Source organism: Winslowiella toletana (assembly GCF_032164335.1).
Taxonomy (GTDB): domain Bacteria; phylum Pseudomonadota; class Gammaproteobacteria; order Enterobacterales; family Enterobacteriaceae; genus Erwinia; species Erwinia toletana_A.
In genome coordinates, this window is the sequence record NZ_CP134152.1 from 3683017 (window position 1) to 3701129 (window position 18113).

An 18113-nucleotide genomic window follows, 5' to 3' on the forward strand; every position below is an offset into this window, starting at 1 on the left:
TACTAGTCCTCTAAAACTTTTGTCTCAGTTGTGGCTTTTAATGACAGGTTCTTACCCTCAACGGAAATAACCTGGCTTAAATTGTGACGAGCAGCAGACTTGAACGTTAACAGCCCTTTGCCGTTATTCATGTCCTGAAACTCAGCAGCAATTGCCCACCAGCGATCTTGTTCATAAGGAACCTCGCGGAAATATCGACGTTCCTCTGCTGGGGCAAGCATATATTCCGTTACGCTGACCACCTCGGCGCTGGTATTAATACCGCTGCACAGCGTGCCCTGATATAAACCCGGAGGCGACCATCCTTCGCTGTTCAGTTCAACGATGCATAATTTCAACGGCTGTGCTTGTCCGCTGGCACCCGGATTGATCCAGGGATCAGTAACAATCCGCAGCTCAATCCGGCGTTGCTGTGGCGGTATTTCCGGCGCTGAAGAAAACCAGCTGCAGCCATTTAGCAGTGTGCTTCCCACCAGCACCAGCCCGGGAATTAATCTGAATAAACTAGGCATTGATAAAATACTTCGTCTGACTGGGGGCAATTTGCGTCGATGACGCGTTGTTGTTGTTGGTCATACTCATGTCTCCCAGACGGGTTGCCGGGCTTCCCTGAATAAAGTACTTACCTGAACCTTGCATCGGGTCCATCTTGGCCGAATGCGTTCCGGAAGCGGCTCCGGTAAATCCCCCGCTATCAATGGTGGACGGACGAATAGTGTTGAGATTTTGTTCATTACCTCCGCAACAAAAGTAATTGCTCACATTCGGTATACCATTGGCGTTTGGCGCAATATTCGGTGCAGAGATCGGCACCATCGGGTCACAACCGGTAAAACTGTTGCCACCTGCTCGGGTATTAGCTGCTGTCATCGTGATTACCCCATATGAACCTGTCCGCCATCGATTTTAAGAACCGCGGAGGCATTTAATGATCCAATCCGGCTATTAATAATTAAGCTCTGATCGGCCTGTTGATTAATGTGGCGGGCATGAGTCGTGTCGGTATTCTCCACCTCTTTACTCGCCTGCTTCGCTCTGACAAATAGCGAGTCAGCAACCTGGTGCAGGGTTTTCGCCACCCACAACGAAGTGCGTGCCATTAATGAAAAATGTCTGGTATGGATCTCAACTTTCTCCGGGCTGTGAATTTCCAGCGCGGGGGTAATAAAGTGCAAAGGCATCTCCCCACTGTTCATTACCAGTGGCGAGTCAGGAGCCGCGCGTAATAAGATGGCAGTGATGTAAACCTGCTGCTGTTCAATAATCGCACTGACCCAATCGCCGGTTTCAGGCATTACCAGGCAGCTGGCGGCTTGAGCTACCGGCAATGTTTCATACCCATGCAGTAACACACTGCCGTTATCCGTACTGCGAACCTCAGCAGTGATTACTTGCGGCCGATCGGTTCTTCGCGCTACGGCTTTATTCGCTGAGCAGGCGGGATGGTCAGTTAAATCGCGTTGGAATTTCAGTAAAGTGGCTAATTCAGACATAACGGCTGGCTCCTGAAGGGACAGAGGGAAATTGGGCGGTGTCTTTTGGGCCTGGCTTATGCAGGCTGTACCAGTTATCAATCTGGCTCAGTAACGGATCTGGCATTTGCAAAGTCGCGTCCAGCAGCGGTATTTGTGCGCCGTGAAGTCGTGTTTTACTGAGTTGACTGGCCTGTAATGACGAAGCGTTCAGCATGCAACTGCGCATATCCGCCTGCGCCAGATTGGTTTGCGTCAGATTGCAGCGCGTCAGGTTTGCCCGTAATAAACAGGCTTTTGGCAATTGGGCCGCCTGAAGATTGCAGTCAGTCAATCTGGCGTCGGCAAACCGTGCCGCGGCCAGTTGTGCCTGACTTAAATCGCAAGCGCTGATCTGCGCTTCATCGAACAGCGCTGCCGTAAGGTTGGCTTTATTAAACCAGCACTGTGTCAGCTGGGTTTTATGAAAATTACTGTTTGCCAGCGGCTGATTACGGAAATCAACCTGTTCCAGTTGGCACTGGCTCCAGACCAAAATATCGCAGCCGGTCAGCTGATACTCACACGCTTTTAAAATACAGCTGCTCATCACCTGACGGATAAGTTCGCACTCTTTCCATACTGACTGCTGAATAACACACCCATGTATGTTGGCATCCTGCATTTTACTGTTGCTTATCGTCAGGCTGTTTATTGGCGTATCTTGTACCGTCCAGTAATGCAGCTGAATATTGTCTAATTGAACATCATCAAGCTGACAGAGCGTTAATACCCAGCGTTCAATTAAGCAGTTGCTGAAATACCCACCCTGCCACCGAAGCTCAATAAATAACGCATTGATGACTGCAACGTCCTCTATTGAAATATCATCGAACTGACAATAACGAAACGTGCTGTTTTCTGCCCTGCCACGATTCAGACGCAGGCGGGTAAAATGGCAATGCTCAAAATGAATATTGCACAGCTCGATGTCCGTCAGGGTTATATCCGTGAAAGTACATTGTATAAAGTGAACATCAGACAATATTAACGTCTGTAATTCACGCTCGGTAAATTGCTGACCCACTATCTGACGCGGTCCATCAGGAGGCAGCATCGTGCCATCGTAAGGTATCATTCCATTTTCCTTTTAAAGCGACGTCTATGCTGAAGCGTGATAACGACGCGGTATCCAGTGCGTCTTTTCCGTCAGGCAATGTTCAAAGCACGTGGTCAGATTTTGATTAATCATCGCCAAATTGGCACCAGCCAGGTTACAACGCAGGAAACTGGCGTCGCGCAGATCTGCGTTGTATAGCAAGCTCTGTTGCAGACTGGTGCTCTGCCAGTGACTGTGCGTCAGTTGGGCGTCTTTCAGGCGCACCGCGGCCATATCACAGGCGATCAGCGTCGCCTGCGATAAATTGGCTTTGTCGCAGCAGCTCTCCAGCATCGAACAATAGCTAAAGGTACTGGAGTGCAAATTAGCGCTGAGAAAACCCATTTTATTCATGCTGCAATGCTCAAAATGCGTATCAGAAAGATCGGTATTTAACCCGGTGGTTACACTGTTGAAATAACAGTGGCTAAAGCGCACAGAGGCCCACTGGCTGGTGATAATCGACGTTTTCTCGATAGTGCTCTCCGTGAAACGCGCTCGCGATACGTTACACTCATCAAATACGCACGACAGGATGTTGCTCTGGTTAAATACGGTCTGCTGACACTGCGATTCAGACAGGAAACAGCTCTGTAAGGTACTGTGTTCAAACTGCCCAAGGCCAAAATCACTGCTGTTAATCAAACAATTATCGAAAGAATTGCCGATAAAGTGGCTTTGCTGAAACCTGACGTGTTCAAAGGTGATTTTTTCCCATTTGCAATGGTTAAAATGGGCCTTCTGCCACTCCGTTTGCCTGAATAAACAGTCGGTAAAAGAGACGGTATTCCAGCATGAATCGGCAAAATCACCCTGAATAAATTGGCAATGTTCAAACGTGCAGTTATTCAGTGTGGCGTTATCGAAATGGCTGTTATTAAAGGTGCAATGCCGAAAATGTTTATTGTCCAGCCTCATGCCGGACAGAGCGCTGGCTGAAAACAAAATATTGGTAGCCGTCTCTTCGCCGCTGGCTAACCACTGGGTCGCCAGCTCATCCGAATCGGAAGATGGGATCTTCAGATTACGCAACGTATCCTGCCCTTCCGCTTCCTGCCGTTCCTGTGCCTCAATAGCTTTCTGGATATCCTGATAAAAAGATTCGACATCGATTTCAGGCATAGCTGTGGCGTTATAGCGTAATGAATCAGGATGATCGGCCAAATCCCGAATAACATTTAATGGCATACCGGTTGGCATTAACTCAGTATCTTTAAGAAATTCAAATGTTGGAGCGTCGGTCACACTGCGTTTCTTATAGATTTGCTGGTAATACTCCGGGCTACGCAACTCGTCGGCGTGATCCATGCCGACCAACAGGGTCTCAACCGGCTCATCAAAAAGATGCGTCAGTGGCAGGCTGCCGGTAAACACCATCAGGCCAATGTCATTATCCGGTAGCAGCCACAGCGTTTTACGCTGTAATGTTAATTCACTTGGCGACTGTGCGTTTTTATTCCAGATGAAAGCTCTGGCACGGACGGACGGAAATACCCCTGAGATAACCGCATCCTGTGGGCGGAATCCCGTCAGTCTGAAAGGCACATTGTCTGGCCACTCGGCTTTTTTCAGCCATTGTTCAGGGGGTGCCATCTGAAAATAACGACGATTAATATTCGGTGGCAAGCCCGGGAAAAAGGTCTCCAGATATTTAGGGTCTGTCATACCAGAGGCGACGGCATCCAGATGTGCCTTGCGTAACTGAAAACCATAAGGAACCGGAGTCGGGGCCGCCAGCGGCGAACGAACCGTCGCAGCACCATCCGCCCCGATCGCCATGACTGTCGGTTTACGATCGTCATCATAACCGCGGCCCAAAGGATTTTCTTTGCAGCCTTTCCCTCCCCAGCTCTGGGTATGATCCATCGGAATACGCAGGAAGGGTTTGATACCCAGCCCTGTTTTGCTGCCTTCCCCTTCAATACACCAGCGCCGGTTAATCGCCCCGACGTCTACTTCGGGATACAGCGATGTCACTTCTTCGCCAATACCGGCATGGCCTGCCAGTAAAAACTCGGCAAACGGCTTTGGTTCAGCACTGTCGAGCATTTGCAGCGAAAGCGGGGCTGATTTCCATGCCTGCCAGATTTGTGGTTCAGTTACCAGATGCTCAGGTTTAGACAGGTAGCATCCGGCTACCACGCTGATCCCCATATGACTTTCATAGCCTATCTGATAACAGTTTTTCAGCACCACCAGCTGCTGTGGACGAATAATGCGCATCACGACTCCTTATCAGTTTTTGCTCTGCATACCGACGGTTTTAAGGTCAACGCCGGTTTGCGAATAGCCAACGCCGGTATACGAGAGGGAAAAGCCGGTGTTGCTGATACTGCTGGCGGTGGTGCTGATGCTGCTGCCGGTGGTGCTGATACTGCTGCCGGTGGTGCTGATGCTGCTGCCGGTAGCAGAAACCGAACTGCCGGTGGTGGAGATGCTGCTCACCGTCGTGCTGAGGCTGCTGCCGGTCATGCTGACAGAACTTCCGGTGGTGCTGATGCTGCTCCCGGTCATGCTGGTACTGCTGCCGGTGGTGCTATGACTCACGCCGGTGGTGCTGGTACTGCTTCCGGTGAAGCCAACACTGCTGCCGGTAAAGGACTGGCTGTTGCCGGTAATGCTATGGCTGGATCCCGTCTGACTCATACTCTGGCCGGTGATACTGGAACTTAAGCCGGTGATACTATGACTGCTGCCGGTGATGCCATTACTGGTGCCGGTAAAGGAAGAGCTGCATCCGGTCATACTGCTGCTGACTCCGGTTGCGCTGGTGCTGGCACCGGTAAAAGAAGTACTCACGCCGGTAAAGGAGCAGCCAACGCCGGTAAATGAGGTACTCAGCAACGTGCCACTCACACTCACGCCGGTCGCACTGACGGACATGCCGGTTAGAGACAGGCTGGCCCCGGTACTGGAGATCCCCAGTCCTTTGGCAGAAACATCCATGCCGGTGACCGAAAAACTGACGTCTTTATAAGAGACATGGTTACTGATCCACTCGGTAGCGGTGCGTTCTACCGTGGCATAACTATCCTGCCCTACCGCCGTGGAACTGTTGCGTTCAATGGTGTTTTGCAGGTCACGCTCAGCGTGCAGCATGATGCGTTCATTACCACGATTGTCATCAAAAGTGAGCTGACTGGCATGCTGTGGCTGGCCAAAGCGCAGGGATCGGGAGACAAATCCCGAATAGTTAATATTCTCCGGTAAGCGATAAGGCGGTGGATTTTCACCGTTATAAACGATCCCGGTCACCATCGGGCGATCCAGATCGCCATCGACGTAGCTGATCAATACCTCCTGGCCGACGCGCGGCATCGCCAGCACGCCCCAGCCTTTCCCGGCCCATGCCTGCACTACGCGGATCCAGCAGGAACTGTCATCTTCGGTGGTTTTATAGCGATCCCAGTGAAAGTGCACGCGAATACGGCCAAACTTGTCGGTATGCACTTCTGACTCTTTTGCTCCCACCACCGTCGCGCTTTGCAAACCTGAAACCTGTGGATGCGGCGTCACACATTGCGGACGGAAAATAATGTCATCGTTTAAGGCTTTAAACCGACAAACAATATTCCGCCCCTGGCTGTCGCTGTCCGGCCCGTCCTGGACAAAACTGTAGTCACAGCCGATCAGCTTAAATCCACGATTACGATTACTGTCAGGATGCTGTACCAAAGAGAAAGAGCGACCCGCTGACAATCCTGTGGCATTACTTTCACCCGACAACATTTGCCCATGGCTCTGAATAGCCTCAAGGCGTAAACGGGCAATATCTTCACCATGTTGCGTGTCGGTGTATCCCGCAGCATAGTCGTACCATTCCAGCGGCACGTCTTGCAGATACTGGCGGCTTTCTTCTATATGCGTTTGCAATGTATTGCGCGGATTACGGAAATCAAAATCGCGCAGTACCACCTCACTGGAGTGGATACGCTGTGAGCGCTGAATGCGCTGAACGCCCTCACGAATCGCCCGCATCTCTTCACTATCCGGCAGGAAAGTAAGTTCGGCATACGGCGCTTCCAGTGCCGGAAACTGCTGCTGGTCAGTAATAACTAAAGTGTGTTTATCGTCGTGATGTTCGAAGTAGTACCAGACTCCCTCATCCTCCATCAGACGATTAACAAACGCGAAGTCTGTCTCTTCAAACTGTACGCAATACTCACGCGAGGGATAGCTGCTGACAATATCGAACCGGTAGTCAGCAAAGTTATAGCGCGAGAATACCTGCTCAATAATATCGATAATGCTCAGATTCTGGAAAATCCGGCAGTTACGGTTTTGCTGTAAAAACCACAGCCAGGTACTCAGTTCAAGGCGATAAATAAATTGATTTTGTCGCTGTCCTTCATCATTTCCCGCCACCACATAGGTAAAAAAGGTTCGGTAACCGGCAGAATCCGGTAATTCAATTTTTACCTTGATGACTTCCCCTAATAAACCGATCAGATTAATATCCGCATCCGCAGCCTGAAACTCCAGTTTATAAGCCGGGTTATCCGAGAGCCGTTCTTCCGTAGTGAAACTAAGAGGAAAGGCATTCAGACCTGATAACACTTCATTCTCTATCTCAATTAATGGCATAACGACTCCGTTTAAAATTAATCTGCGCTGATATCAGTTATGCGAATTCAATACCCAGTTCGGTTTCTTCAACGATCAGGCGTATCTCTTTCAACGGTTCAGCCTCGTGACGACGCTGCAAAACTTCATTGCCAACAACGGGAAGAATTGTCTGGCGCAACAGCTCTTCAACCGCTCGGCCATGATTGGGATGACTACTGACTCTGCTGGCGATCCATCCAGGAATATCGCCTTCGATAATCAAACCGGCGCCGATTTCATCCGCTAAACGCTGCTGCAAACGTGAAAGATGATAAGAGGCTATTTGCGCCAGCGCGGCTTGATCCAATGGGATATAGGGAATGATATGAACTCTGGCTAACAGCGCGGGAGCAAAGCGGCGCAGCAAGGCGTCGTATACCAGAGGTTTCAGCGCCGCAGGTTTAATATCGCTTTCAGCCAGGTAAGCCTGTTCGATCTCTTCGGCGCCCTGATTGCAGGTCAGCAGAATAAAACATTGGCGGAAACTGACTAAACGCCCTTCGGCATCCTCCATCCAGCCTTTATCGAACACCTGATAAAAAGCGTCCTGAATATCGGGATGCGCTTTATCAAACTCATCCAGCAGAATAACCGAATAGGGTTTGCGCCTTACCGCTTCGGTTAATTTCCCACCTTTGCCATAACCGACATAGCCCGGAGGCGCGCCTTTCAGCGTCGATAACGTGTGTGCTTCCTGAAACTCGCTCATATTAAAGGTAATAAGGTTATGAGCACCGCCGTAGAGTGTTTCGACCAGTACATTGGCGGTTTCCGTTTTTCCGGTTCCGGTGGAGCCGGCCAACAGAAAGATTCCCAGCGGACGGTCCTGCGACTGAATGCCTGCCCGGGCGATGCGTATCGCCTGAGAGATCTCTTTGATGCCGTGCTGTTGCCCAAAGATACGCTCACCAAGCCGCTGTTCGAGATTCAATACATTCTCAATATCGTCCTGCAACATCTTGCCGGAAGGGATACCGGTCCAGTCGGAAAGCACCGCCGCAATGCTCTGCTCATCGACCCATGGGTATACCAACGGCGTGCCTTCCTGTAGCGCCAGCAGCTCAGACCAGCGCGCATGTCCGGCCAGCGTATCGTGACTTTTGGCATCGGGAATCACCTCATTAACCAGCTGTTTTTCCTGATAATCACGAATTTTCAGCGCCGTCAGTTCGCTTTCTGACCTCTCAATCTGCGTCACGACTTCAGCCAGTCGCAGTTCGACGTTCGCCCCGAGCTGTTGCTCGCGAATCAAATAGTGATGCTCAGTTTTCAGTACATCCAGCTGGGCTGATAATTGCTCGATCGCTTGTGGCTCGGCGTGCTGGCTAAGCGCGACGCGTGCGCAAGCGGTATCCAGCAGGCTGATGGCTTTATCGGGCAGCTGTCGGGAAGGCAAATTGCGCAGTGACAAACGGACGGCAGCAGCAATGGCACCGTCACGGATAGTGACGTTATGGTGCTGAGCAAAGTGTGGCGCAATCGCCCGCAGCATATCGATGGCGACAGACTCGTTCGGCTCACCTATCAATACCCGCTGGAAGCGGCGAGTCAGAGCGGCATCCGGTTCAATAAACTGCTTATATTCTGACCAGGTGGTGGCAGCGATCATCCGCAGCGCCCCTCTGGCGAGCATTGGTTTAAGCAGGTTCACCGCATCCCCGGTGCCTGCTTGTCCACCGGCACCGACCAGCGTATGAGCCTCATCACAAAACAGGATAATCGGCGTATCGGACTGGCTGATGCCGTCAATCAGCGATTTAAGCCGCGATTCAAACTCACCACGCATACTGGCACCCGCCTGCATCCGCCCCAGATCCAGAGAGAGCAGACGCGCCCCTTTTAACAACGGAGGCACATCGCCGCTGGCTAATTTGCGCGCCAGCGCCTCAACCACTGCGGTTTTACCAACGCCCGCTTCCCCGACCAGAATCGGGTTGTTCTGACGGCGACGCAGCAAAATATCGACAACCTGCCGCAGTTCAGCATCGCGACCAATCACCGGATCGATATCACCAGCCTGCGCTTGTTGGGTAAGATCGTTACACCACTTATTTAGCGCAGCCTGAGCTTCGCTTGACGAACTACCCGGAGTTTCCGTCGCCAGCGCATCGCCTTTCGGCACATCTTCTGCATACTCAACAGAGTTACGCAGCAGATCCTCATACTCTTCTGCGACCTGAGGAATCGGCAGCTTTTTAAACTCACCACACAGGCGATACAACCAACGCTGATGCTGCGTGTCTTGCAGTAACGCCAGCAAAATGTGCGAGGTACGAATAGGAGAAGGTGAGCCCATTAACTGGCTCATCACCAGCCCGCCTTCAACCGCGGCTTCAAGCCTGGATGACAAATCTTGTACCGAGACTTTAGTCACCGGCATATGCTGAATAATATGATCAAGCTGAGCTGAGATAATTTCCTGATTCAGGTCGTAATGCGCCAACAGCAGAGGAATATCACCACGTTGTTGATCCATCAGCACTTTCAACCAATGCTCCAGCTCCACATACTCATGTCGATAACTGCGGCAAAGTCGGGTTGCCTCAACAAAAGTTTTATAGGCAAAGGCACCCAATCGATTAAAAAGACGTTCACGTTGATACACCGTTATCGCTCCCATAAGTTAGGTAACTGTTCTGTAAATTGGCTGTATGCGCAGTGCTGAGTCTGGCTTTAACCAGCAATGGCGGCTAAGGGTTCCCCCTCCCAGGCGACAGGCCATGTCGGGGGAGGTTTTGATGATCAATTGCACGTCCAGCACCATGCGGTAGCGGACAAAGTCATGACAGATGCGCACCAGCGTGTTGATGCGTTCACTATTGCGCTGAAAATACAGATATTGCGGATCGGAGACCGGACCAATTGACAGCTGCAGGCTATGCTGCACATCGAAAAAGCGACGCCCGACACGCGTGCTGCCCAAGCGGCCCATTCGCTGGTTTTGTTGGTTGCGGGAATCATCAATCCACAACCCTTTATGCGCCTCAAGACGGACAGGGACAGCAAAGTATTGGCTGAGAATGTCCTGTAGCTTGCGCAGCGAGCCTCTGCCCGGCAGATAGGCGCCAGGGAAGCAGCGCCTGATCCGCTCCAGGTGGGGATTCTGTGCCTGCTGAGGCGTCAGCCCGGCCAGCTGGCATAAATGTTGTTGAAAGGCATTATCCGATGGCCGATCGTGGCCAACAGCGACATGCGTTTGCGCCCATGCCCGATAATGCAAAATCGCCATTCGTTGGCTGAGGATGCCGGCAAACTGCTCAAAGGCCGCGTTGCGTTTGGACAGCGCCTCATTGCGGGCATGCTCGGTGACATGAATCGGCAGGGGTCCATACGGCGCGAACAAGCCAAAGTGACGGCAGAAAATCGTAATCTCCGACAACCGATGTCGGGTATTCAGCGTTTGTCGAACATCGCTCACTTCACGCGGCGCAAAAGACATATCAGCAGGTTGAATAATCCGCAGCCGAATATGACTTTTATCCCCCAAAGTGCCGAGGCGTCTTTGTTCCGGCGTGGCGCGCTCAATGCGTCGCAGTAATTCAAAAAAGTCCTGGCTGGCCGAAAGGCCAGGCAAAAAAGCACTGTCCCGGGGCTGAAGATTAGTCATAACGCACAGGCCCCCACTCTGCGAAGGTTTCGCCATCAAGCTGCATCTGCATTCTCAGGGTTTGCCCTAATTCACAATATTCTGATAAGGCGTGATGCAGGATACGGGCGAACAGAAAGGCACCTTTATCACTGTGGTGGCTACTGCTGAAATTCAGGGTGGCTTCAACCCCTCGCGACCAGGCAATAGGCCCTGCTACTGCATGGCGCTCAAATTTATGCGCCATGCTGGCATGAATAAGACTGGTGATCCTTTTGTACTGATTCACCTCTTCAGGCTGACAAAACAGAGATAGCCAGTCTTTCAGCAGCGGTGAGCAATCGGTAATTTCCGGTAGCGCGTAGCGCAGTGGATTATTAGCAATCAGCTGCAATGCCTGCCAGGCTTGCGCCATATCAGGCACTCCCTGCGGTTTGCTCGGTTGGCGTAGCATCTCTATCTGGCCAACCGGCAGAGCAATTTCCAGCTGAAATTCCGGCTGTTGTAACTGACTGGGGACTAAGTGGCGTTCGCAGACCATTGCCTCGATGGACAACGATTTGACGTGATCGATATCGACGCCACTGGCGCCGGGGGAAATGGCGATAAACAGACTGTCATGGGGTAACGGGGAGTTTTTAGCCCGATGTTTATCGGTAAACTCGCGGCGGCGGCGGATACTGTAACCCGCGACTTTATCGTCATCATCAAAGCGAGCATGTCCATGCAGCGAAGAGAACGGCACGCTGCCTCCCTCGGTCAGCAAACCGTTAACCGCCGTGACATGATGAATCTCATACAGCGCCGGATTCAACGGATCAACCACCACCGGATATTCTGTATGTTCCCCATTAATCAGTACCGGACTGCAGCGACGTTTAAACAGATTAATTATTGGTGTCGCAAACAGGCGGAAGTCGTCGCGACCGACTCGGCCAATTAAATGTAACGGTCGTTGATCGAGTACAAACAGTATTTCGAAGCTGTGAATGCCCTCTCCCTGCTGCAGAAAATCATTGATTCCCTGTAATTCGAGATCGAAAAACCGTGAAGGTGCAGCGAAATATTCCCGCAGCAAACGGCTGCCGGGCAGTTCACTGATTCCCACCGGCAGCAGCGCTTCTTGCTCACTCAATCCTCCCTGGCAAAGGTGTTCTTTGGTCAGAACCTTAACCAAAGGTTCTCCTTCTGTGCTGGCCCATAAAACTATACGCAGCGTGTTATTCAGCAGTGTGGTGAGTAACTGATTTGCATGAATCGTTCCCGCAGCCAGCGTCAGATTCATCGGGGAAAAATCCAGTTCGGATAGCGAAGCCACGCCCTGCGTGGTAAAACGCAGCCGTAAATGGGCCTGCCCGGCCTGCAATTGCTGGGCAACCGTCTGTGGCAAATAGGCCGGCGGCGTGCTGGCACACTCAGCATTTTCAATGATGAGCGGCTGTATATTCAGATTTCGGCCGGTTGAAAAATTGGCCCGCCGATTATTAAGCGAACTGTCACTCAGCGTTACCCGGCTGCCTTTAGGCAATACCACATGCGAATGCCATTGCGGTGAGGTGAGATCCGGGATCAACGCAATCGTGGCAATAGAAGGTAACGGCGTATACCAAAGTGGTGCCAGCCGCCCGAGCATTTGCAGTGCGAATTCGGGATGTTCGTTATTCAGCCGCTGCTGAATACGCGAGCTGAGAAAGGCAGTGCCTTCAAGCAGCCGCTCTACAAAAGGATCGAGCACACCGTCTGCGTGTAATCCAAGATGTTGAGCCACTTGCGGATGCATATGCGCAAAGCGCTGCCCATCCTCGCGCAAATAACGCAACTCTTCATTATATAAAGTCAGAAAACTTTCGTTTAGCATGACGGCTGTCCCTGTTTTATTGCTACGCGTTATTCAAACAACGCGAACCATTCCGTAGGAGTAATCAAGTGCGATACGTAAATTCACTAAATGCCCTTCACCGGGCAAATTACACAGGGCATGGATGTCGAACAGAATAGCGAGCACCCAGGTCTGGTCTTTATTAATCAGTGGTACGACTTTGATCGAACGCGGGTCCAGACGTGATTCAAAGGTGGCGATAATGCGCTGTATACGCCTGGCCAATTCCATCAAATCGGTGTGTACCGGAACTTGCTGACTGAGTGAAGGCAAGCCGAAATTCAGCACTGAAGTTTCGCAATAGGGATAGCCCTTCAACTTCAGTTCAGCACTGTGCGCCGAATCATTTAATAACGTCTCGATGTCACGCAAAATAACCTCACGCCAGTGTGGTAAGCGTGCGTGTTCGTGACGAAGACTTAATTTGTCGAAAAGCATCGGCGCTGAAATATCCATAATTGGCCCTTACTCATCCTGTTGTTAAGACTGCTCTCCTGAACCGAGAGCAGTCTTGATGCATTACGGTGTTAAATACGGGCGTTCAGTTTCAGGTCGTAGCCTGATTTAATTACAGCGCCCATCGAGCCATCATTTTTCTGCTCTTTGTATTCAACTTCGATACGGGCAAAGTTAAGGCTGATAGCATCTGTTGGCAGCACAGTGCCGTTTTCTTCCTGATCGCTGTTGCCAAGAGGCATATTGCCGACCGTCTTGAAAGAAGACACCAGACAGTTACTGAACGTCACCGTCAGGAAGTCTTGCTGACCACTGCCTGATTTACGGCACACCAATTTAGCCTGAGGAATATGCTCACCAGTAGCACACATCAGGAACAGCTTTGGTGATGCCTTATTGCTGACCATGCGGAATTCGAAGTCCTTCATTTCGACTTTTCCGGAGCCACCGCCACTGCCAAAACCCCAACGCCCTGCGTTTTCCTCTGCCCATTGCCAGGCCTGTAACTGAATCCATCCAGCATAATTCTGGTCAGGGGATTCGCCTTCTACACCCTCGATTTTTAGAAAGTAATCGACTAAAGCTGCCATTTTTTCACTCCTGAATTAATGTCATTAAAGTTGGGTTAAATAACTATTCCGCAATAAAATATTGCCTCAATAAATTCTTAAATCCTTCTGTTCGCTTATTACCTCCTTGAAAAATACATTGATATTCCTACTACTATGTTTATCTATATTTGGACTAATAATGAATCGGATTAAAAATTACTTTGTTTCACTTTCTTTGCTGGAAGGAAGTTTAGAAACCAGTCGCAGAGAAACGGTCATACCTTCCAGCTGATAGTGAGGGCGCAAATAGAAGTGGGCACGATAAAAACCCGGATCGTCTTCCACATCCTCCACCTGCACTTCAGCCGCAGCTAATGGGCGTTTAGCTTTGGTCGCTTCGGTAGAAATTGAAGGGTCACCATCGACATAGTTCATCAACCAGTCGTTAAGCCACACTTGCATATCATCCCGTGAGCGGAATGAACCAATCTTGTCGCGCACAATGCATTTCAGGTAGTGAGCGAAACGACAGGTCGCAAAAATATAAGGCAAACGGGCGGATAATTTGGCATTTGCCGTGGCGTCCGGATCGTCATAATTGGCAGGTGAATGCAAAGTACAGGAGCCAATAAATGCCGCGAAGTCCGAGTTTTTTCGGTAAACCAGCGGTAAGAAGCCAGCGCTGGATAACTCGTTCTCACGACGGTCGGAAATAGCTAACTCTGTCGGACAAGTGAGTTCATATCCTCCTTCATCAGAGGGGAAAGCATAGGCCGGGAGCTCCTCTACTGAACCACCAGATTCAATGCCACGGATGCGCGAGCACCAGCCATATTCATTAAAAGCACGGTTGATATTAACGCCCATCGCATAGGCGGCATTGGCCCAGGTAAAGTCCTCTGTCGCATACGGGCTGACCACTTCTTCGAAAGCGAAATCGTCAATCGGGTCGCCTTTCGAACCGTACGGCAGGCGAGAAAGAAAGCGTGGCAGCGTCAGTACCAGATAACGGGAGTCATTGCTTTCACGCAAACGACGCCATGGCGCATATTCCGGGGTGGTGAAAATTTTGCCAATATCGCGCGGATTACCCAGCTCCTTCCAGCTGTTCATTTGCATGATGCTGGGAGAAGAAGAGGCAATAAAAGGACAGTGCGCCGCTGCCGCAACTTTGGCTAACTCAGTCAACAGAGCCACGCTTTGTGGACTGTGATCGAACTCATAATCGCCAATCATGCAACCAAAGGGCTCACCACCAAATTGCCCATATTCATGTTCATAGATCTGTTTGAATATCGGGCTTTGATCCCATGCTGAACCGCGATAACGGCGCAGGGTTTTTGCCAGCTCATCCTGGCTTATATTAAGCACGCGGATTTTTAACGTCTCATTGACTTCAGTGTTATCTACAAGATAAGCAAGGCCGCGCCAAGCAGATTCCAGTTTTTGAAACTCTTTGTGATGCAAAATATGGTTCATTTGCTCGGAGAGCTTTTCATCAATTTCAGCCACCAAAGATTCAATGGTCAGTACCACATCACGGCTGACTTTTACCTGGCCTTTGTTGGCGTAAGCAGCAAGCGTGCCGATAGCTCTGCGCACGGTGGCGCTGGCTTCATCAGTTCTCGGGCGAAAAGAGCGTTTTAAAATATCGTCTAACTCGTTCTCGACAATATCGACACCGACATCGACATCGAGTGTGTTATTGAGCTGGGACTGCGCCATGTTCTCCACTATTTTTCTCCGTCTTCCACTAAAGCATCGTTATCTTCACCGAGCTTCGAAACCGTTCCCTGTGCATCGGTCGCCAGACTTTGTAAAAAGTCAGGTTGTTCAAGCAGCTGTTTTACCACCTCTTCCGCGCTGGTTTTCCCGTCCATATAGGTAATCAGCTCAGCCAAATGCGTCCGCGCCTCAAGTAATTTTTCCATTTGCGGAATACGCCTGGCTAATGCGCCAGGAGAAAAGTCATCCATTGACTCAAATTCAAGTTCAACATTGAGCAACTCATCATCTTCACTCAAAGTGTTATCTACGTTGAATTTCAGGCGCGGTTTGATTGCTCTCATTCGCGCATCGAAGTTATCCTGGTCAAAAGTCAGAAATTTACGTTCTTCAACAGCCGGCAGCGGTTTTTCCCGATGGCCAGACAGGTCGGCCATAACACCAGTAACAAAAGGCAACTCAACTTTCTTGTTCGAGCCATAAATTTCGACGTCGTATTCAATTTGCACGCGCGGTGCATTATTCCTGCCAATAAATTTTTGTGAGCCAGAATCTTTAGCCATTATCTGTCCTTATTGAAACGTTGGGTTGTTTTTCCCGGCCAGCTGCTTCAATGTAACAACAGCTTCCGGTAGAATTTCTTCAACAATGGAATAGAAATCCATACCTATCATCTCCTTGGTTCGGTAAATGAACATGGGTGCTGGATGACTTGGTTCGTAACATTGGAAATACTCCAAAATACGGTCCAGCATCATAATGACCTCTTGCCTGGAGCTAATTCTTTTGTCACTTAAATTTGAATTCACGTTGTCATAACCGTCACTGCCCCTCTCCTCTGAATCGGAAAGTTCTGAGTCATCACGTGGCGGTTCGTTGAGTCGTGAAAGCTGGTTAAGCTGTGAAAGACTGGTCTTAAAAAAATTATGTAATAAATCACAATTTAGTTGATACCCTTCACTGCATTGATTTGCGTAGCGCGAAATTTCTTCGAGAAATTTATCAATCCCTGAGAGTTGTTCCGTGAGTTCTGGCAGGCCATTTTTCTGAAAATAATTATTTACCGCTATCACTAACGCAGAAGATGAAACAGCGTGCCGTTCCTGACCACCGGAAGTGGATTCATTAACAATCAGGTTTTGTAAAGTGAAAGAATGCTCCGGCGTGATGCGCATCGCTTTAATTTCCGCAATACATTGTGCCGTCGCTAACCAGCCGAGGGCAGCAGCGTGACCACTATTCACTGGCGCTTCTTCTGAACGCGGATAGATAACAGCAGAATCGTCCTGGATGCGATTATGCAAACTCATCAGGCTCTCATAAAGCGCAAAAACACCTTTAATCTGAACATTTGCCCTTATAAACCAAACCATTACGCGCAAGTCAAAACACTGTTCCAGTAATTTTTCAGCCATTTCACTAATATGATGCCAGTTAATTTTTGGCGGCTCAGATGAGCGAGAGAGAGGATCGGCAGACTCATCCAATTGAGATAAAATAGACTCAATCTCACCATATTCTGGCTCGTATTCGACACCGAATAATGTTTCAGAAGATATATCACTCATATTTTTTCCGTCCCTTTTAACGTTGTCCTTCCATGTACATTAATAATAACTTAACTCATAATTAGCCATAGGGATAAAGTTATTGCGCATTTTTTCACCCTTCATAAACTCATAGAATTCATAAAGTTATTGTGTAGTCGAATGACGTGGATGAATCGTCCCAAGGGAAGGATACTGAGTATGGAAAACAAGATATATAATGACTTCGCGTGGGAATGCTTGCGCAGAAATCCGAAATATATTAAAGATTGGGAGTTTGCCATGGGCAAAAACCATACAGAAATTGTGGCCATTCAAGATAAATCCGAACTGACTCAGTCAGAATTAGACCTGAACGCAGAAGACAAATGGGGGCTATTAAAATACATTCCTCCCTCCGATCCCAACCCAACAAATGTTTTTTGGTCGCCAAAATTAAGCAATCGTTCTGTCAGAGTTACCCTAAGCAATAGCGAAAAAATTAAAGGAGGATATACCTGGGGTGATATGTCTAACCTGCCGGGAATTAAACATCAATTTCTCCGCATGCATGATAATACGCTGTGCGTAAAAATATTTAATCAAAATGCATATTTTCAACTATTTCTTGAAAGTACAACGGTATTAACCGAGGATTCAGGGATTTATATTAACATCCCCCTACATCTGGAACTTGATGCTATTTCAAAAAACATTGAGATATTACAGAGCATTGTTAACCCCAAGATTGATGTTGAAGCCAAAGAGGATCAGTATCTGAGCCTGCTGAAAACCATAGACTACATAAAAAAAGGCTTTTCACATCGGGATATAGCATCAAAATTATTTGGTAATGAGCTGGTCAACAGTGAATGGTCAGCGGACAGTTGGGTAAGAGCAAAAATTCGCTATCGCATAAAAAAAGCGAATGAACTGATAAATCACGGTTATCTTAATTTTCTCTGAAGATCAGCCTCGCTGTTCTTAACATTACTGCATGCCAACGATGACTAACGTGGTCAATAAAAATTGGCCACAGATTTTTGATTTCCCTCACCGCGATGTAGGATTTAAATTCGACATCTGCAAAAAAACCGCCTTAACCCTCGATTAATAAAGAGACACCCTACCAGAATCATTAATTATCGAGAACTTTCTCATTACCTCTGCAAAAA

15 protein-coding genes are annotated in these 18113 nt (G+C 49.3%); 1 reads left to right on the forward strand and 14 read right to left on the reverse strand.

Features of this window, described 5'->3' with window-relative positions; all coding sequences use genetic code 11:
- Window positions 1-2 precede the first annotated feature (2 nt).
- The 14 genes from RIN69_RS17130 to RIN69_RS17195 all read right to left on the reverse strand — a co-directional run bounded on the left by RIN69_RS17130 (window position 3) and on the right by RIN69_RS17195 (window position 16980).
- On the reverse strand, window positions 3-512 hold the full coding sequence (locus tag RIN69_RS17130) for a type VI secretion lipoprotein TssJ (RefSeq protein ID WP_313853289.1): 510 nt from the start codon (window positions 510-512) through the stop codon (window positions 3-5).
- The gene (locus RIN69_RS17135; RefSeq protein WP_313853291.1) at window positions 505-870 is read right to left on the reverse strand and encodes a PAAR-like domain-containing protein; all 366 of its coding nucleotides are present in this window, start codon (window positions 868-870) and stop codon (window positions 505-507) included. The genes RIN69_RS17130 and RIN69_RS17135 overlap by 8 nt, the downstream gene beginning before the upstream one ends.
- A gap of 5 nt (window positions 871-875) precedes the next feature.
- A complete protein-coding gene (locus RIN69_RS17140) occupies window positions 876-1493 on the reverse strand; it encodes a DUF3540 domain-containing protein (protein WP_313853293.1) in 618 nt (205 codons plus the stop codon).
- Entirely contained in the window at window positions 1486-2589 is a 1104-nt protein-coding gene (locus RIN69_RS17145) for a pentapeptide repeat-containing protein (protein ID WP_313853296.1), read from the reverse strand. Before RIN69_RS17145 ends, RIN69_RS17140 begins: the two co-directional genes overlap by 8 nt.
- A gap of 24 nt (window positions 2590-2613) precedes the next feature.
- Window positions 2614-4833, reverse strand: coding sequence for a DUF2169 family type VI secretion system accessory protein (locus RIN69_RS17150; protein ID WP_313853298.1), 2220 nt, complete (start codon window positions 4831-4833; stop codon window positions 2614-2616).
- Between the two features lie 12 nt (window positions 4834-4845).
- On the reverse strand, window positions 4846-7194 hold the full coding sequence (gene vgrG, locus RIN69_RS17155; RefSeq protein ID WP_313853300.1) for a type VI secretion system tip protein VgrG: 2349 nt from the start codon (window positions 7192-7194) through the stop codon (window positions 4846-4848).
- A 37-nt stretch (window positions 7195-7231) separates the two neighbouring features.
- Window positions 7232-9820: a type VI secretion system ATPase TssH gene (gene tssH / locus RIN69_RS17160; protein ID WP_313853302.1), complete on the reverse strand. Its 2589-nt coding sequence runs from the start codon at window positions 9818-9820 to the stop codon at window positions 7232-7234.
- An 18-nt stretch (window positions 9821-9838) separates the two neighbouring features.
- A complete protein-coding gene (tssG, locus tag RIN69_RS17165) occupies window positions 9839-10822 on the reverse strand; it encodes a type VI secretion system baseplate subunit TssG (RefSeq protein ID WP_313853305.1) in 984 nt (327 codons plus the stop codon).
- A complete protein-coding gene (gene tssF, locus RIN69_RS17170) occupies window positions 10815-12659 on the reverse strand; it encodes a type VI secretion system baseplate subunit TssF (protein ID WP_313853307.1) in 1845 nt (614 codons plus the stop codon). Before tssF ends, tssG begins: the two co-directional genes overlap by 8 nt.
- Window positions 12660-12692: 33 nt before the next feature.
- Complete coding sequence (locus RIN69_RS17175) at window positions 12693-13136, reverse strand: type VI secretion system baseplate subunit TssE (RefSeq protein ID WP_313853310.1); 444 nt, start codon at window positions 13134-13136, stop codon at window positions 12693-12695.
- Between the two features lie 71 nt (window positions 13137-13207).
- Window positions 13208-13726 (reverse strand): Hcp family type VI secretion system effector, encoded by a 519-nt coding sequence (locus RIN69_RS17180; RefSeq protein WP_313853312.1) that lies wholly within the window; start codon window positions 13724-13726, stop codon window positions 13208-13210.
- Window positions 13727-13903: 177 nt separating this feature from the next.
- Window positions 13904-15412 (reverse strand): type VI secretion system contractile sheath large subunit, encoded by a 1509-nt coding sequence (gene tssC, locus RIN69_RS17185; protein ID WP_313853314.1) that lies wholly within the window; start codon window positions 15410-15412, stop codon window positions 13904-13906.
- 8 nt (window positions 15413-15420) lie between these two features.
- A complete protein-coding gene (gene tssB, locus RIN69_RS17190; protein WP_313853316.1) occupies window positions 15421-15975 on the reverse strand; it encodes a type VI secretion system contractile sheath small subunit in 555 nt (184 codons plus the stop codon).
- A gap of 9 nt (window positions 15976-15984) precedes the next feature.
- Window positions 15985-16980: a type VI secretion system protein TssA gene (locus tag RIN69_RS17195; protein ID WP_313853318.1), complete on the reverse strand. Its 996-nt coding sequence runs from the start codon at window positions 16978-16980 to the stop codon at window positions 15985-15987.
- Between the two features lie 180 nt (window positions 16981-17160).
- On the opposite strand from RIN69_RS17195, the gene RIN69_RS17200 reads away from it, so the two are divergent.
- On the forward strand, window positions 17161-17904 hold the full coding sequence (locus RIN69_RS17200) for a DNA -binding domain-containing protein (RefSeq protein WP_390902397.1): 744 nt from the start codon (window positions 17161-17163) through the stop codon (window positions 17902-17904).
- Window positions 17905-18113 lie beyond the last annotated feature (209 nt).

Bases quoted from the DNA above. Each gene is read 5' to 3' on its own strand.
- RIN69_RS17130 (WP_313853289.1), bottom strand. From the start codon at position 512: ATGCCTAGTTTATTCAGATTAATTCCCGGGCTGGTGCTGGTGGGAAGC.
- RIN69_RS17140 (WP_313853293.1), bottom strand. From the start codon at position 1,493: ATGTCTGAATTAGCCACTTTACTGAAATTCCAACGCGATTTAACTGAC.
- RIN69_RS17150 (WP_313853298.1), bottom strand. From the start codon at position 4,833: ATGCGCATTATTCGTCCACAGCAGCTGGTGGTGCTGAAAAACTGTTAT.
- tssF (WP_313853307.1), bottom strand. From the start codon at position 12,659: ATGCTAAACGAAAGTTTTCTGACTTTATATAATGAAGAGTTGCGTTAT.
- RIN69_RS17195 (WP_313853318.1), bottom strand. From the start codon at position 16,980: ATGAGTGATATATCTTCTGAAACATTATTCGGTGTCGAATACGAGCCA.
- tssB (WP_313853316.1), bottom strand. From the start codon at position 15,975: ATGGCTAAAGATTCTGGCTCACAAAAATTTATTGGCAGGAATAATGCA.
- RIN69_RS17200 (WP_390902397.1), top strand. From the start codon at position 17,161: ATGGAAAACAAGATATATAATGACTTCGCGTGGGAATGCTTGCGCAGA.
- tssG (WP_313853305.1), bottom strand. From the start codon at position 10,822: ATGACTAATCTTCAGCCCCGGGACAGTGCTTTTTTGCCTGGCCTTTCG.
- vgrG (WP_313853300.1), bottom strand. From the start codon at position 7,194: ATGCCATTAATTGAGATAGAGAATGAAGTGTTATCAGGTCTGAATGCC.
- RIN69_RS17145 (WP_313853296.1), bottom strand. From the start codon at position 2,589: ATGATACCTTACGATGGCACGATGCTGCCTCCTGATGGACCGCGTCAG.
- RIN69_RS17180 (WP_313853312.1), bottom strand. From the start codon at position 13,726: ATGGCAGCTTTAGTCGATTACTTTCTAAAAATCGAGGGTGTAGAAGGC.
- tssC (WP_313853314.1), bottom strand. From the start codon at position 15,412: ATGGCGCAGTCCCAGCTCAATAACACACTCGATGTCGATGTCGGTGTC.
- RIN69_RS17175 (WP_313853310.1), bottom strand. From the start codon at position 13,136: ATGGATATTTCAGCGCCGATGCTTTTCGACAAATTAAGTCTTCGTCAC.
- RIN69_RS17135 (WP_313853291.1), bottom strand. From the start codon at position 870: ATGACAGCAGCTAATACCCGAGCAGGTGGCAACAGTTTTACCGGTTGT.